Raw genomic sequence first — 15,343 nt, forward strand, 5'->3', positions numbered from 1 at the left:
CCTTCGTCGATCGAGCACACTCAGCCAAGCGTCACGTGAGTTGCTTGGCGGGTTCCTCCCGATCGCCGCCGGGAGTCTTCGAATCCGGCTTGTTCGGTTCCGGATTCTTCGCATTCAGTTCCGGGTTCTTCGAACCGATGAACTGGCACAGGTGGTACATCCCGATCACGACGATGGTGCCGAGCGCGATGCCGCTGAGCGAGAACGTGTCACTGAACTTCAGAGCGGTGTCGCCGATACCGATGATGAGGCCGGCCGCGATCGGCATGAGGTTGAGCGGATTCCCGAAGTCGACGCCGTTCTCCTTCCAGATCTTGGCGCCGAGCAGACCGATCATGCCGTAGAGCACCACAGTGATTCCGCCGAGAACACCGCCGGGCGTCGCCGAGATGACGGCACCGAACTTGGGGGAGAAGCCGAGCATCATGGCGACGATGCCGGCAACCGCGTAGGCGGCGGTGGAGTACACACGGGTCGCTGCCATGACACCGATGTTCTCGGCGTACGTCGTGGTGGGCGAACCGCCGACGCTGCTGGCGATAGCGGTGGCGAAACCGTCACCGGCGAGCGCACGTCCCATGTACGGGTCGAGGTCGTCCCCGGTCATCTCGGCCACGGCCTTGACGTGGCCCGCGTTCTCCGCGATCAACGCGATGACACCCGGAAGGACCAGGATGATGAACGTGAGGCTGAACGACGGAGCGTGGATGCCGACGATTCCGTTGGCCTCGTCCGAGAACGGAGGAAGCCCGAACCACGACGCCGACTGCACCGAATCCCAGTTGACGCGGAAGTGCTCGGTGATCTGACCGGTGCCTGCGTCGTAGGAGGTGATCGTCCCCGAGACCCGGTCGAGGACCCAGGAGAGGACGTAGCCGAAGATCAGCGCCAGGAAGATGGCGATGCGCGCCATAAAGCCGCGTAGCGCGATACTCATGACGATCAGGGCCACCATGACGATAAGAGCCACCCACTGGTCCTGTGGCCAGTACAGCCCCGCGACGACGGGTGCCAGGTTGAATCCGATCAGCATCACCACTGCGCCGGTCACCACCGGGGGAAGAACCTTGAATACGACCCGGCCACCGAGGAAGTGGATCGCGATACCGATGGCTGCCAGGACCAGTCCGGACACCAGGATCGCGCCGGTCACCTCTGCGGATGTTCCGCCTTGGGCACGAATGGCGGCGATACCACCGACAAAGGCCGCCGACGTACCGAGGTAGCTGGGGATGCGTCCCTTGACCACCAGCAGGAAGAAGAGCGTACAGAAACCCGACATCATCACGGCAAGTTGAGGATTGAGCCCCATGATGATCGGGAAGACGAACGTCGCGCCGAACATCGACACCACGTGCTGGCTGCCCAGCCCGATGGTTCTTCCCCAGCTGAGCCGCTCGCCGGGAGCGACCACTTCACCCGGTTTGATGTTCTTTCCATCTCCGTGCAACGTCCAAATCGGCATGATGGGACCTTTCGTGCAGAGGAAGGTGTCCGAACGCTGAGTGTGCTCCAGCTCACAAAACACCGTGACTGGAGTGAAACGCTATTACAGCGCAGGGGTATCGACGTGATGACAATCTGCCAGAACCCACGGACTCGGATTGGCAATATTAGTGATTGATGCCGCGCATCGCGGTTATCTTCAGTGCTAGAGACAGATCCAGCCGTAGCTCGGGTTGCGCCGTGAAGGGTCCCAGCATTTTCTCCAGCTTAACGACCCTGTAACGCAGTGTGTTGTAATGGAAGTGGAGCTTGCGCGCTGTCTCGGCGATGTTGATGTTGGTCGCGAGCAAGACTTCCAATGTCTTGCGCATGTCCTGCGCTTCGGCAGTTTCCTCCGTCAGTTCCCGCAGTGTCTCCCGCGCGAACGTCTCCAGCTCGTTTTCGTCCTCGACCAGACTGAGCAGTCTGTACACACCGAGATCGTCGAACTGAGTCACCGTCCACGGACCGGAGATCCGTCGCCCGACGGTCAGTGCGGTGCGCGCCTGACTGTAGAGCGCGGGGACTGCGTCGATCGCCGCTGTCGGCCGGGACACCCCGACACTGAACGGCCTTCTCCCGCCGCCACCTTCACCGCGAACGACCGTGACGAGGTCCCGCACCAATGCCATCGTGTCAGTGCCGACGCCCATGACGATCACCGTCTCGCCCGTCAGCGCGGTCACCGCCGCACCGGGATCGCGGTGGGCGATCGCCCCGGAGAACGCCATCGCCTGGCGATCGACGACGGGCAGCCGAGCGGGCGCCGCCGAGGCCGGTTCGTCGATCGGGTCCGGCTCGATCGAGACGATCACCAGCGGGCGATCGAAGTCCCAACCGAACGTCTTGGCGTGGGAGACAACGTGATCGTGGTCCCCGGCCCGGCCGAGGAGCAGGTCGTGAACGAAGTTGGCGCGATGGCGTTCTTCCACCGACGCCACGGCCTGCTCACGGGTGATGACCAACGCGCACACCGACGCCGCTCGCTCGACCAGGTACTGGTCGTAACTCGTCATCACGCGCTCACCGGTGAACAACGCGAGACGCCCGTGGTCGATGTGATTGGCGGAAATCGCGGACACCGCGATGAATTGACCGTCGAACTCGTGCAGACCCAACCCGCCCTCGACGGTGTCGGTCCGCAGACGACCGGTGGAATCGACGGCGGGACAGGCAGACAGATGCTTGCGCTCCGCGGCATCCCCGGCGCGGCAGATCTCGCGTCCGTCCGAGGTGGTGATCAGGGCGGCGCCCTTCATCTCCCGTGCGATGACCTCGGTCAATTGCGGGAGGCCGCCGCCGCCCATCACGACGTCGACCAGCAGCCGTCGCAAGCGCTCGGCCCCGAACATGGCGTCGATCTGGGCCGACTCCGTCTGCTCACGGTCTCTCGCCGCGGGGTGATCACACGCACCGTGAAAAACCAGGAGCGGGAAGCCGGCGCTTTCGGCCGCGTCGACCAGCTCCGGCGCGAGAGTGTCCCCGTCTGCGCCGAATTGGACGGCAAGTGCCGCAACACCTCGCGTCGACAACCGTCCGACAAATGCTTTGAAGGTTTCGGTGACCCTGGCGAGGGTTTCCGGCGTGGTGATCAGCAACTGTCCGTGCCGCAGCCACGGTCCGATGTCCGGAACCGCCATGAATCCCACCCGGGCTACCGTCGGGTCTTCGCAGCCGCCGGCGACCTTTCGAACACCAGGAAGGAGCTGGGTTCGAAGAAGTTCGGAGAGAACAGCATTCACCTCGGATGCCGGTACGGCCGGGTTTGCCACTTGGCAGGCACCTCGATTTCATTCGGATCACGGAAGATGGTTCACGAAAGAAACGATCCTATCCCCACCGAACACAAGATGTCCGAATTCAGCGCAGTCGACTCAGGCCGTTCGATGCAGGGCGGTCGGATTCTCCTGAGGTGGCGGGTGGATCGGCCCCTGCAGATCCCGCAGTTCCAAACCGGAGGCATTGCGAAGGGTCTTGGTCATCTCGGCGAGGATCGACACTGCAGTCTCCTCCGGTGTCCTCGCGCCGAGATCCAACCCGATCGGTGAGTGCAGACGCCCCAACTCGGCGTCGGTGACGCCTCGCTCCTTCAACAGCGCCACCCGACGCTCATGCGTCGCACGACTTCCCATCGCGCCGACGTACGCAGCCGGCGAACGCAGCGCGATCTCGAGCAGGGGGATGTCGAACTTCTCGTCGTGCGTGAGCACGGCCAGGACGGTTTTGTTGTCGATCGGTGCGGTTTCGAGGAACTTGTGTGGCCACATGACGACCAGATCGTGGGCGTCGGGGAAGCGCGCCCGTGTCGCGAAGACCGGCCGTGCGTCCACGACGGTCACGCGATAACCCGCAAAGGCGCCCAACGTACACATCGAGGCCGCGAAGTCGATGGCCCCGAACACGTACATCCGCGGTAGTGGCGCGAAGATCTCGACCAGCAGGTCGTGCTGCGAATCGATGAGAGTTCCCGCCGGCGCGACAAAAGCGACGGACTCACCGGTGTCCATCGTGCGCAGCAGGATGGACACCTCGTCCTCCGTGGCATCCAGATCTCCGCTGCGTCGGCCGTGCTCGACGACGAGGTGCCGTGCCGGTGCTCCCGGACGCACTTCGGTGACCACGACGACGGGCGTATCGGCCTCGATCCGTTCACAAACCTGACCGAACTCGACGAAATCGGCTCCGACGGCCTGGACGAACACTTCGATGGTTCCGCCGCAGGTCAGCCCTACTCCGATGGCGTCGTCGTCGGAGACGCTGAAGACCTCGACGCGACTGGTGCCGTCGGCGAGAACCTCCTGGGCGATCTCGTACAGTGCACTCTCGATACACCCACCCGAGACGCTGCCGACCACCTCGCCGGAGCGTGAGACGGCCATCGAAGCACCGGGCATGCGCGGTGAGGATCGCCAGGTACGGACAACCGTCGCCAGTGCAAAATCCTCGCCGCGGGCGTGCCACTGCGCCAGCTGAGTGGAAATGTCGCGCATCGCCTCGCCTCCCGCTTGCATCGCCGTCCGTAGAGAGTTCACGGTATCGGCCCACCGCAATCCTGCCTGTCACACAATGCGCCTAAATCCGGGCCCTGCAGTTGTGCAATGTCGCCGTCGCATCACCTTGCGCTCTCGACCAGTGTTGTCACCGAGCCCAGCCGAAAGCAGGCCTGACCTTCATTCTTCCCCTCTCCGACGATCACTGCAGCGGCAATTCACGCAGATGGTGCGACGGATCGAGTGGGCGACGTTGCACACCACAGAACCGAGGTTTCTCCCATGGACCAATTGCTCAGCGGTATCAAAGTTCTCGACCTCACCCGTGCTCTCGCGGGGCCTCTGTGCACGTCACTACTCTCGGATTTCGGCGCCGACGTGGTCAAGGTCGAAACCCGTGGCTCCGGCGACAGTTCGCGTCAGTGGCCGCCGTTCGACGGCGATCGAAGCCTCTACTTCGCTTCCGTGAACCGCGGCAAACGGTCGATCGCCATCGACATGCGCAGTGACCGCGGGCGGAAACTGCTTCGCAGCCTGGCCCTCGACGCGGATGTGCTGGTCGAGAACTTCCGTCCGGGAGTACTGGCCGACATGGGGCTCGATCCCGACTCGCTCGAGCAGGAGAATCCAGGGCTCGTCGTGATGAGCATCAGTGGTTTCGGCCCGGTGGGCCCTGACCAGTTCGCGCCCGGACTCGATCAGGTGGCCCAGGGCATGTCCGGGCTGATGTCGGTCACCGGTGCCGGGGAACAGACCCCGATGCGGGTCGGTATCCCCATCATCGACACGGTCTCGGGCATCTACGCGGCACTGGGAATCACGGCGGCACTGGCTTCGCGCGGACGCGACGGTCGTGGGCACCGCGTGCAGACCTCGTTGCTGGAATCCGCGATCTCGATCATGACCTTCCAGGCGCAGGACTACCTGAGCACCGGGCGGGTTTCGACGCCGAACGGCAATACGCACCCGACGATCACGCCGTACGGCGCTTTCGACACTGCCGACTTCCCGATCAACATTGCCACCGGCTCGGACAAGCACTGGATCGCACTGTGCTCGGTACTCGGTGACCCCGAGCTCGCCTTCCGTACCGAATATGCCACGGGTAAAGAACGTTTGGCGCACCGAGACCAACTGACCAAAGAACTCGAGGACCTACTGACCACGAAGGGCGCAGCGCAATGGATCTCCGAGATCCGCGGTGCCGGAATCCCCTGCGGCCCCATCCATTCGATCGATCAGGTGTTCTCCGACCCGCAGGTCGAGGCATTGCAGATGGTCGAGCAGACCCAGAGCGCCGACGGAACGTCGATTCCCGTTGTCCGCGGACCGTTCTGGGTGGACGGCAAGACCCTTCCCGTCAGGAATGCGCCACCCATGACTCTCGGCGGTGACGCCGACGACGTACTCACCGACTTCGGCCTGCGCCCGGAGGAGATCGAGGATCTTCGCGCAAATTCGGTGATCTGACTGCACACGAGTAACAGAGCAGACGCTCTGTTACTGTGCGTTCATGCCTCGGCCACGCGTCCACGACCTCGACACCCTGCTCGACGCTGCCGAAAAACTTGCCGCCACTGCCGGGCCGAGCGCTGTCACGGTCCGGGCAGTCTCCGACGCCACCGGTGTATCCAACGGGGCGATCTATCACGCATTCGGCTCTCGCAGTGGACTGGTCGGTAGCGCGTGGCTGCGTGCTGCGCGACGATTTCTCGCGCTTCAACAATCGAGAGTGGACGACGCTCTCGCGGACCCGTCGCCGACTTCGGCGGTTTCCGCCGTCGTCGCAGCCGCCGAAGTTCCGGCTGTCTTCGCGCTCGACTACCCACAATCCGCGTTGCTGCTGTTGACGATCCAGCGCGACGAACTGCTCGGCACCGACATCCCTGCCGACATCGCCGAGCAACTCACACAACTCGACCGGTCTCTGGTCGAGTTGTTCATCCGGTTGTCGACCGCGCTCTGGGGCCGCAAGGACGGCCGAGCCGTCGAGGCAATCGAGGCCTGTGTTGTCGGCCTGCCTACCGGATTACTCATTCATCCCGCCAAACGCGCCGACGGTTGGCGAGTCCCCGACGCCGCAGCACGCGCGCGGTTGGATGCCGCCGTTCGAGCGGTTCTGCATCTCGACCCACCACTGCCCAAGCCACGCAACAGGAAAGGCCAATCATGACCGCAACTCTGCGCTTCGAAGACAAGATCGCCGTTCTCGATCTCGGCGAGGACGAGAATCGATTCTCGCCGGAGTGGCTCGATTCCGTCGACAAGCTACTCGACCAGGCTTTGAGCGAAAGCGCACATGCCCTGGTCACCACGGCGACGGGCAAGTTCTACTCCAACGGACTCGACCTCGACTGGCTGGGCGCGAACGGCGACAAGGCGAAGTGGTATGTGCAGCAGGTGCAGTCGCTGTTCGCTCGGATGCTGACGTTCCCGATGCCCACCGTCGCGGCGATCAACGGCCACGCCTTCGGAGCCGGCGCCATGCTCGGCATCGCGCACGATTACCGCGTCATGCGCGATGATCGCGGCTACTACTGCTTCCCGGAGGTGGACATCAACATCCCCTTCACCGAAGGAATGGCAGCTCTCATCCAGGCCAAACTCAGCCCGGCGTCGGCAATCGTCGCCATGACCACGGGGCGGCGATACGGCGGAAGTGACGCATTCGCAGCCGGTTTGGTGGACTTCACCGCATCAGTCGACGCTTTGACCGCCAAGGCCATCGAAATGGTTGCACCGATCGGCCCGAAGAATGCGGGCACACTGGGGGCAATCAAGTCGACGATGTTCGCTTCAGTGGTCACCGCTCTGAACACCGACGGCTAGAAGCGACGGACTGTGTTCTCGCAGAGCCGCTTCCAGATCGTCGGCAACACTCTCGGGATCGCGGCCTGCGGTGCTCAGAACCACGTCGACTCCACTGAGCGTCGGCATCGAACCGGCCAGCAGTTGTGACGCCTCCACCAACTCGTCCAACCCGGCCCAGCCGGCCGGTTCACGTTCGATGATTCTGGTACGCAACGTATCCGGATCGGCCTCGAGGCGCGCCAGCAGGTGCCCCTCGGCGCCGGTCGCGGCCAGCAGGGCGCGCCCGTAGTCGTCGTCTTCGACGGTCGCCGTGAGAAACAGGAGTCCGTACCCCGCGTCCCGGTACGACGCACACAGCATCCCGACGTGTGAGATTGCCCGTTCGGCCCCCAGCGGCGGATAGCACCGCTCGAGTTCGTCCACCTCGATCATCGCGTTGCTCACCCCGGCCTCGCCGAGTCGATCGTGAAGCGCGGTCAGCACGGAACTCTTCCCCGCGCCCGGCGGGCCTGTCAGCAGCAGTACGAACACGTCCTCCACTATTGCAGAGCCGTAAGCACGTCCAGAACCTTGTGCAGGCGCGGGGCGGCGAGAAGGCTGGAGAAGACAGCTCGACATGTACAACAGCCCTGATCGGAGCACAGCGATGACCACCACGATCACCGAAATCGCGCCGGACATCTACCGACTGTCGACCTTCGTGGACGAAGCGAACCTCACGATGAACCAGTTTCTCGTCGACGGCGAGGAACCCTTGCTCTTCCACACCGGGCAGCGAGCGTTGTTCACCTCGGCTTCCGACGCACTCTCCACGCTGATCGACATCGACCGTCTGAAATGGATCACGTTCGGTCACGTCGAGGCCGACGAATGCGGGTCCATGAACTCCTGGCTTGCGGCGGCCCCCGAAGCGCAAGTTGCACACGGTGCGATGGGGTGCTTCGTCCAGGTCAACGATCTGGCCGATCGGGCGCCACTTCCCTTGCAGGACGGCGACGTACTCGAAACCGGCAGCCGCCGAGTCCGGCACATCGACACCCCACACGTCCCACACGGTTGGGACGCGGGTCTGATGTTCGAGGAGACGACGTCGACGCTGTTCTGCGGAGATCTCTTCACTGCGTTCGGGCACCACCCCGCGACCACCGAGCACGAAATCGTCGGTCCCGCTTTGGAAGCCGAGGACTTGGGCCACGCCACCTGCCTCACCCCGGATCTCGAACCCACGATCCGCGCCCTGGCCGACCTCGAGCCGCGGATTCTGGCTACCATGCATGCACCGACGTACTACGGCGACTGCGTCACCACGCTTCACGACCTGGCCGACTCGTACGCAACACGTTTCGCAGCCGAAACCGAAAGATGGAAGTCAGACTAGAGCTTGCGCATTCGACGTGATTCGCGCCGCCACGGACAGCGCAACGTGCTCGCGGAACGGTCTCGCCACCACCTGCACCCCGATCGGTAAACCGTTGCGGGAGAGTCCTACCGGAACCACGACCGACGGAAGACCGAGCACACTGATCGCCCGGCAACTCGCGAGCGCATCCATCCATGTGAGTTTGCGACCGTCCACCTCGAAGCTCTCCACACCGAGCGGCGGAGCGAGCACCGACGCAACCGGCAGGATCAGTGCGTCTCCCATCTCGCCGAGGAATTCGCTGATCAACACCGCGCGATCCGCCCACAGCGCTTCCACCTCGGCGGAACTGCGATCACGGCCTGCCGCAAGCATGGCGGTGATGTCCGCGTCGAAAGCGTGCGCTGAACCTGCTGCGAGAGAGTAGATGTCCGCGTGGGTCTCGACCGATCGCAACGCACCGAAAAGCGCGTTGGCCCGCGACAGGGCCAGACCGTCGTACTCGCTCGCGTCCAGGCTGATCGCCACCGTCCGAACCGCTGACCGGATTTCTTCGTCGACGGGAATCGTTCCCTCGCCGGTGGCCCAGCGGATGTCGAGGTCGTCGACGTCGACCGAATCAGGCTCGGTCCACGAGAAATGCGGCTTCGACAGGACGCGCAACGCAAGCGCCGCATCACCGAGGTTGCGGGCCAGTGGGCCGATGGTCTGGATCGTGCCGTGCATCGTCGCAGGGTTGGCGAGTACCCGTCCATCCGAAAGCACGCCTGGATACTGACCTTCCGGATCGACACGTCCGAGCGTCGGGCGAACCGAAGTGAGGCCGGTGCAGTGGGCGGGCCAACGCACCGAGCCACCAAAATCCGTACCGAGTCCGAGCACGCTCATTCCGGCAGCAACCGACGCGGACTCGCCGCCACTCGATCCGCCGGGGGACCGGACGACGCCGTCCGGTCGCACCGGGCTGGCCGTGGTTCCGAACAATTCGTTGCGAGTCAGGCCGCACGCGCCGAATTCCGGGGTGTTGGTCTTGCCGATCAGAATTGCGCCGGCAGCCTTGAACGCCGCAACGGCCGGTGCATCGACGGCCGGGACGTTGTCCGCCAGAGTTCGAGAACCGGCGGTGGTACGCACGCCGGCAGTAGCGATCAAGTCCTTGACCGTGAACGGAACCCCGGCAAGGGGACCGAGTGTCTCGCCGAGAAGGCGTCGTTCGTCCAGGGCATCCGCGGCCGTGCGAGCCTCCTCGGCGCACACGGTGACCAGTGCGTTGAGTTCGTCATTGCATTCGTCGACCCGTGCAAGGTGGTCTTCGACGACGGTCCGCGCCGACGCCTGACCCGACCGCACGGCTTCGGCGATGGATCGGGCATCACGGCCCACCCAGCTCTCACGACTCATCGCACGCCTCTCCTTGCCAGTACCCTCTGCCGAGCGTAAGGACAACGAGCAACCCGAGAAACGACCACAATGCACATACCGACGGCGCCAGCGATGTGAGGTTTTGCCACAACGTTGGCGGCCCCGGAGGGATCGGTCAGGTGCTGGTATCTACAAACCCTGCCTGATGAATGCAGCAAGCTTCTCGATCTGTTGCTCGTTTCGTTTGTAATGCCGCCACTGACCGATTCGTGTGGTGGTCACCAGATCCGCGGCCTGGAGTGCGGCCATGTACTGAGACGCCGTCGATTGCGACACCTTCGCCCTCGCTTGAATGTGCTTGAGGCACACTCCGACCTCCTCAGCAGGCTCGAGCTGAGGGGGAAAGCTCCCGGGGTCTTTCAACCACTGCAGGATTTGCACACGCATCGGGTTGGCCAGCGCCTTGAACGCCGTTTCCCACTCGGTTGTTGCGTCTTCCATGTTCGTGAGCATACCGCTAGATCGCGAAATGCCGATATGTGTGGTTCACTCTCTATATCGCAACATCGCGATATACCAATGGGGGCTGAAATGGTGCAGCACGACAAAGTGGCACTCGTGGTCGGAGCCCGAGGCGTGATCGGTGGGAACTTGATCGATCACCTCGAGTCGACCGGAGAATGGAAGATCATCGGACTCTCGCGGCGAGGCGGTACGGACACCGACCGGGTCGAACACATCGCAGTCGACCTGCTCGATCCTTACCGGACTGCAGCGGCACTGAGCGGACTGGGCGACGTCACTCACGTCTTCTACGCCGCCTATCAAGACCGCCCGACATGGGCCGAGCTGGTTCCGCCCAACTTGGCGATGCTGGTCAACACTCTCGACGCCATCGAGCCCGTTGCGGGCGGACTCGAGCACGTCAGCCTGATGCAGGGCTACAAGGTTTACGGGGCACACCTCGGACCGTTCAAAACTCCGGCCCGCGAGAGCGATCCACCGCACATGCCACCCGAGTTCAACGTCGACCAACAGCAGTTCCTCGAACGCAGGCAGCTCGGCAAGTCGTGGACATGGTCGGCGATCAGACCCTCGGTCGTCTCCGGATTCGCACTGGGTAACCCGATGAACCTCGCGATGGTCATCGCCGTCTACGCGACCATCTCGAAGAAACTGGGTGTCCCACTCCGATTCCCCGGCAAACCCGGCGCGTACACCAGCTTGATCGAGATGACCGACGCCGGACTCCTGGCCGAAGCGACGGTCTGGGCCGCGACCAACCCCGAGTGCGCAAATCAGGCGTTCAACATCAACAACGGCGACCTGTTCCGCTGGCAGGAGATGTGGCCGAAGATCGCAGCCTTCTTCGGCATGGACGTCGCACCTCCGCTCCCGATGTCCCTCGACGTCGCAATGGCGGACAAGGAGTCGGTGTGGGATGCGCTCGTCGAGGAACACCACCTTGCTCGGACCCCGTATTCCGATGTCTCGTCCTGGGGGTTCGGTGACTTCGTATTCGGATGGGACTACGACTTTTTCGCTGACGGATCGAAAGCTCGGCGGTTCGGATTTCACCGCCACGTCGACACCGAAGCGATGTTCCTCGGCATCTTCGCCAATCTGCAGGCTCGGAAGATAATCCCCTGACTGAAACACGGTCACCCGGATCCTACGAACACTGTCACTGTCGGACCCCACGACTAACGTCGTAGGCGGGGTTTGAAAAGCAGGGGTTTCGGCGAGTCGTCGGTAGGGCCCCATGCGCCCCCGGACCAGAGGAGCGACGATGTCGGACAATACTTTCGATCTGGAAATCCTGAGTGCCTGGACTACTTTCGAGACTCATCTCGCTCGCTACATCTCCGTGATGGAGGACGACGACACCCTCGTGGTGGAGTCGCATTACGACAGCATGGACGAACTGGCCGACGCGCCCGCGTGCATCCAGTTCTTCGCATGGAACCAGACCTCCGTGCGCTGTGAAGTTCCTTCCAACAGGTTTCTGCATCCACTGCGGATGCTCGAACCGGAAGACCATTCAGCGCTGCTCGACATGGGGTTCAACGCTCCCGATCTGTGCGAGCACGAACCCGAGGGCAATGGGTCCATGTCCTTCTACATCGACGTCGACCGCGCTCGTCCCGAGGAGCTGGTGACAAAGGTGTTGCGCGTCTTCCGTGAAATGTGGAGCATTGCGCACCCGTCGTTCCTGCGTGCCAGCACCAGTGGGCGCGAGTCGACGCCCGCGTTCGCCACGACGCCGTCTCACGCTCCCTCGGGTTCGGGCGACATGCTGCGGATCCTGGTCGACGGGGCCGTCGAGCGCCTTCTCGGTCATCCGCCCAAGCGTGACGACGACGGCGATATCCCGCTGGTCCGCGGTGAGCAGGTCACCTATGTTCGTGTCCTCGAGGACGACGAGTACGTAGAGGTGTTCTCGCGGGTCGTGCATTCGGTGGAGAACCCCGAGAACGCTGCTGTAATTCTTGCTCAGCTCAATCGGCAATGGCCGACCATCAAGCTCATTCTCGTCGAGCAGAGTGTGCTGGGCGTGGTCCGCGTGGACGGCGCACCCTTCGTCGCCGAGCACCTGCTGCGGGCTCTGCGCTCGTTCGCCGAACTGGCCGAAGCATCCGACCAACTCGCCGAAGAACTGGGCGGGCAACCCATCCGCGCAACCGGAGACACCGCCTTCAACGACGGCATGGCCTCCGAGCACGAAGATCCCGGTGCCGAATACGAGTCACACGAGTGCCACGAATTTCCGCCGGCTCTCATGGCGCTCCTCGAACTCGACGCAGACGGAACGGGCGAGCTCAGCGCCGAAGAGGTTGCCGTGATCTGTGAGCACGACCGCGACACCATTCTCGACTACCTGCGGATCAGCCAGGAGCAGGAGACTGCCTGGCACGAGGCGTTGACCGAGTCCATCCGCCGCAAGGACGACGACACCGACCTGTGTGCGGGCGAAAAGCGCGCGTGGACGCACGCGATCCGCAACCTCAGGCGCGGACTGCGCGTCGTCGTACTGCCCGCCAAGGATGCAGCGCCCACCCAACTCGGTCTCTTCGACGATCAGGCCTGAGAACCGGAAATCGGGCGCTGCTTGTCAGCCCGGTAGTGGGATGACGATGCCCGGCAGGATCTCGATCTGACGCGGCAACTGGGGGAGCGGCGGTACTTCGATCGGCGGTAGGCCGGGCACCTCGATGGGCGCCGGGGGAGCGACCGCGCCCGTCGTGGGCGTGCCCGTCCCGTCCCCCGAGGTCACGCCGGAGTTCGCGGGAACGCCGGCCTGCCCGCCGATGGGGTCCGGCCACGGAAAGCTCTCCCAGTCGGATCCCTTCAGCGCGCCGTCCATCGTGCTCTTCCAGATGTCCGCAGGCACTCCGGAGCCGTAGATCAAACCACCGTAGGAGTTGGTGATGGCCTGAGCGTCGGAAGTTCCGATCCACACCGCGGTGGACAGCGACGGCGTGTAACCGACCATCCACGCATCCTTGTTCTGCCCCGTGTCACCCAACTGCGCGGTGCCGGTCTTGGCAGCAGACGGGCGTCCACCGGCAAGCGCGTGACCGTTCGAGTACGACGCGATCGGGAGCATTGCCTGCGTGACGTTGTCGGCAACGGCAGCATCGAGACGACGCTCACCGGGAGAGACCGGGCGATCGAGCAGGACTTCACCTTCGGCCGTCACGACCTTCCGGATGAAGTGCGGCTGCTGGTACACACCGGAATTGGCGAGCGTCGCGTAAGCGGACGCCATGTCGATAACGCGAGACTGATACTGGCCGAGCACGATTCCGTTCTCCGGCGGACCACCCTCCTGTGTGAGCGTCGGGTAGTCGAGTCCGGGAATGTGCTCGGGGATGCCGGCCAGGTGGGCGGCGTCGGCGATCTTCTGGGGACCGTTCTCCATCGAGAGCATCAACCGGTAGAAGCTGGTGTTCAGCGAACGCTTGAGTGCCTCGGCGATGGTGCATCGACCACAGGATTCGCCGCCGACGTTTCCGATGGTCACGCCGTTGATCGTGAGCGGTGAACTGTCGAACCGTGCGGACAGCGGAATGTCTTCCATCAATGCTGCGACCAGACCGAAGACCTTGAACGCTGAACCGGTCTGCAGCGGCGCCTGGGCGTAGTCGAAGCCGGCTCCGTCGTCACCGCCGTAATAGGCGTCGACGCCACCGGTCTTGGGGTCGATGGACACTACTGCGGTCCGCAGGTCTTCCGGCTCGCCCTCGAGATTCCGCCTGACGGCGTTCAGCGCAGCTTCCTGCGCAACCGGGTCGATGGTCGTCGTGATCTGCAGACCAGCGGTGTTCAGCGTCTGATCGCTGATACCGGCCTCGGCCAGTTCCTTGAGTACCTGGGTCTTGATGTGGCCTTCGGGTCCTGGCGCCTGGTTCAGATCGGTCGGCCGATTGGCGGGGGCGACGGCCGGGAACTGCATCGCGTCGCGATCCGTCTTGGTCAGGCTGCCCAGTTCCACCATGCCGTTGAGAACGTAGTCCCAGCGCGCTTGCAGCGCGGACAGATTGGTCTCGGGGTCCAGGAACGACGGGCTCTGGATGACGGACGCGAGAACTGCGCCTTCCTCGACGCTCAGCTCACTGACCGGCTTGTCGAAGTACGCGTTCGACGCGGCGGCGATGCCGTACGCACCGCGACCGAAGTAGATGGTGTTGAGATACGCGGCAAGAATGTCGTCCTTGGACCATTCGCGCGCCATCTTGGCGGAGATGACGAGCTCACGCAGCTTCCTGTCGATACTGCGCTTGTCACCGACCAAGACGTTCTTCACGTATTGCTGAGTGATCGTCGAGCCACCGCCGGCACTTTCCTTGCCCATCACGTTGTCGCGGGCAGCGCGAGCAAATCCGGAGATCGAGAACCCGGGGTTGGTGTAGAAGTTACGATCCTCCGCCGAGAGCACCGAATCGCGGACGTGAATCGGGATGGCCGACAACGCGACCTCGGTCCGGTTTCCCTCCGGCGGCACTACCTTGCCGAGCACGGTCGTGCCGTCGGCCATGTAGATGGTGGACACCTGATTGGTCTGCATGTCAGAGGGGCGCGGGACGTCGGTCCGGCTGTACGCGACAGCAAAAACCGACGCGGGCACGATGACCATCAGGAGCACGAGCACGTAGATGGTCCGCCGGACGTACCGCCACTTCGAGCGCTGCTTTTTCGCGGGCTTGGCCGACTTGTTCGACCGGGGCGAATTAGCCGACTTGCCCGATCGAGCCGACGACTGATCGCCACCCGTCGCACTCGATCTGTTCGATGGACTCACTCAACACTCCCGGTCGTGGATCCGGACTTACCG

13 protein-coding genes are annotated in these 15,343 nt (G+C 63.5%); 6 read left to right on the forward strand and 7 right to left on the reverse strand.

What is annotated here, in order from left to right:
* Window positions 1–31 precede the first annotated feature (31 nt).
* From ACN50D_RS11145 to ACN50D_RS11155, 3 genes are all read right to left on the reverse strand, one after another.
* On the reverse strand, window positions 32–1,465 hold the full coding sequence (locus ACN50D_RS11145; RefSeq protein WP_136471107.1) for a uracil-xanthine permease family protein: 1,434 nt from the start codon (window positions 1,463–1,465) through the stop codon (window positions 32–34).
* 148 nt (window positions 1,466–1,613) lie between these two features.
* Window positions 1,614–3,257, reverse strand: a complete 1,644-nt coding sequence (locus ACN50D_RS11150; protein ID WP_007735212.1) for a PucR family transcriptional regulator — start codon at window positions 3,255–3,257, stop codon at window positions 1,614–1,616.
* A 102-nt stretch (window positions 3,258–3,359) separates the two neighbouring features.
* Window positions 3,360–4,475 (reverse strand): XdhC family protein, encoded by a 1,116-nt coding sequence (locus tag ACN50D_RS11155; RefSeq protein WP_007735213.1) that lies wholly within the window; start codon window positions 4,473–4,475, stop codon window positions 3,360–3,362.
* 282 nt (window positions 4,476–4,757) lie between these two features.
* Here ACN50D_RS11155 and ACN50D_RS11160 point away from each other — a divergent pair, with 282 nt between their 5' ends.
* From ACN50D_RS11160 to ACN50D_RS11170, 3 genes are read left to right on the forward strand one after another with little or no spacing between them, the layout of a single operon-like run.
* On the forward strand, window positions 4,758–5,945 hold the full coding sequence (locus tag ACN50D_RS11160; RefSeq protein ID WP_003946016.1) for a CaiB/BaiF CoA transferase family protein: 1,188 nt from the start codon (window positions 4,758–4,760) through the stop codon (window positions 5,943–5,945).
* Window positions 5,946–5,988: 43 nt separating this feature from the next.
* The gene (locus tag ACN50D_RS11165) at window positions 5,989–6,648 is read left to right on the forward strand and encodes a helix-turn-helix domain-containing protein (protein WP_211921799.1); all 660 of its coding nucleotides are present in this window, start codon (window positions 5,989–5,991) and stop codon (window positions 6,646–6,648) included.
* The gene (locus tag ACN50D_RS11170) at window positions 6,645–7,304 is read left to right on the forward strand and encodes an enoyl-CoA hydratase-related protein (RefSeq protein WP_007735215.1); all 660 of its coding nucleotides are present in this window, start codon (window positions 6,645–6,647) and stop codon (window positions 7,302–7,304) included. The genes ACN50D_RS11165 and ACN50D_RS11170 overlap by 4 nt, the downstream gene beginning before the upstream one ends.
* On the opposite strand, the gene ACN50D_RS11175 is transcribed toward ACN50D_RS11170, so the two are convergent.
* Window positions 7,272–7,817, reverse strand: a complete 546-nt coding sequence (locus ACN50D_RS11175) for a hypothetical protein (RefSeq protein ID WP_307850511.1) — start codon at window positions 7,815–7,817, stop codon at window positions 7,272–7,274. The genes ACN50D_RS11170 and ACN50D_RS11175 overlap by 33 nt on opposite strands.
* 115 nt (window positions 7,818–7,932) lie before the next feature.
* Here ACN50D_RS11175 and ACN50D_RS11180 point away from each other — a divergent pair, with 115 nt between their 5' ends.
* The gene (locus ACN50D_RS11180; protein ID WP_003946042.1) at window positions 7,933–8,664 is read left to right on the forward strand and encodes an MBL fold metallo-hydrolase; all 732 of its coding nucleotides are present in this window, start codon (window positions 7,933–7,935) and stop codon (window positions 8,662–8,664) included.
* On the opposite strand, the gene ACN50D_RS11185 is transcribed toward ACN50D_RS11180, so the two are convergent.
* Both ACN50D_RS11185 and ACN50D_RS11190 read right to left on the reverse strand, forming a co-directional pair.
* Window positions 8,656–10,047, reverse strand: a complete 1,392-nt coding sequence (locus ACN50D_RS11185) for an amidase (protein ID WP_211921801.1) — start codon at window positions 10,045–10,047, stop codon at window positions 8,656–8,658. The two genes, ACN50D_RS11180 and ACN50D_RS11185, sit on opposite strands and share 9 nt — an antisense overlap.
* A gap of 150 nt (window positions 10,048–10,197) precedes the next feature.
* Entirely contained in the window at window positions 10,198–10,509 is a 312-nt protein-coding gene (locus ACN50D_RS11190) for an ArsR/SmtB family transcription factor (protein WP_007735219.1), read from the reverse strand.
* Window positions 10,510–10,599: 90 nt separating this feature from the next.
* Between ACN50D_RS11190 and ACN50D_RS11195 the strand changes: the two genes are divergently transcribed.
* On the forward strand, window positions 10,600–11,658 hold the full coding sequence (locus tag ACN50D_RS11195) for an SDR family oxidoreductase (RefSeq protein WP_211921803.1): 1,059 nt from the start codon (window positions 10,600–10,602) through the stop codon (window positions 11,656–11,658).
* 139 nt (window positions 11,659–11,797) lie between these two features.
* Window positions 11,798–13,096 (forward strand): T3SS (YopN, CesT) and YbjN peptide-binding chaperone 1, encoded by a 1,299-nt coding sequence (locus ACN50D_RS11200; protein WP_063315383.1) that lies wholly within the window; start codon window positions 11,798–11,800, stop codon window positions 13,094–13,096.
* Between the two features lie 24 nt (window positions 13,097–13,120).
* Here the strand turns inward: ACN50D_RS11200 and ACN50D_RS11205 are convergent, their stop codons facing one another.
* Complete coding sequence (locus tag ACN50D_RS11205; protein WP_054187244.1) at window positions 13,121–15,310, reverse strand: transglycosylase domain-containing protein; 2,190 nt, start codon at window positions 15,308–15,310, stop codon at window positions 13,121–13,123.
* Between the last annotated feature and the right edge of the window lie 33 nt (window positions 15,311–15,343).

The sequence above is a fragment of the Rhodococcus sp. SB1D genome (assembly GCF_048573875.1).
Lineage (GTDB): Bacteria > Actinomycetota > Actinomycetes > Mycobacteriales > Mycobacteriaceae > Rhodococcus_F > Rhodococcus_F qingshengii.

Bases quoted from the DNA above. Each gene is read 5' to 3' on its own strand.
- ACN50D_RS11145 (WP_136471107.1), bottom strand. From the start codon at position 1,465: ATGCCGATTTGGACGTTGCACGGAGATGGAAAGAACATCAAACCGGGT.
- ACN50D_RS11155 (WP_007735213.1), bottom strand. From the start codon at position 4,475: ATGCGCGACATTTCCACTCAGCTGGCGCAGTGGCACGCCCGCGGCGAG.
- ACN50D_RS11160 (WP_003946016.1), top strand. From the start codon at position 4,758: ATGGACCAATTGCTCAGCGGTATCAAAGTTCTCGACCTCACCCGTGCT.
- ACN50D_RS11165 (WP_211921799.1), top strand. From the start codon at position 5,989: ATGCCTCGGCCACGCGTCCACGACCTCGACACCCTGCTCGACGCTGCC.
- ACN50D_RS11170 (WP_007735215.1), top strand. From the start codon at position 6,645: ATGACCGCAACTCTGCGCTTCGAAGACAAGATCGCCGTTCTCGATCTC.
- ACN50D_RS11180 (WP_003946042.1), top strand. From the start codon at position 7,933: ATGACCACCACGATCACCGAAATCGCGCCGGACATCTACCGACTGTCG.
- ACN50D_RS11185 (WP_211921801.1), bottom strand. From the start codon at position 10,047: ATGAGTCGTGAGAGCTGGGTGGGCCGTGATGCCCGATCCATCGCCGAA.
- ACN50D_RS11190 (WP_007735219.1), bottom strand. From the start codon at position 10,509: ATGGAAGACGCAACAACCGAGTGGGAAACGGCGTTCAAGGCGCTGGCC.
- ACN50D_RS11195 (WP_211921803.1), top strand. From the start codon at position 10,600: ATGGTGCAGCACGACAAAGTGGCACTCGTGGTCGGAGCCCGAGGCGTG.
- ACN50D_RS11200 (WP_063315383.1), top strand. From the start codon at position 11,798: ATGTCGGACAATACTTTCGATCTGGAAATCCTGAGTGCCTGGACTACT.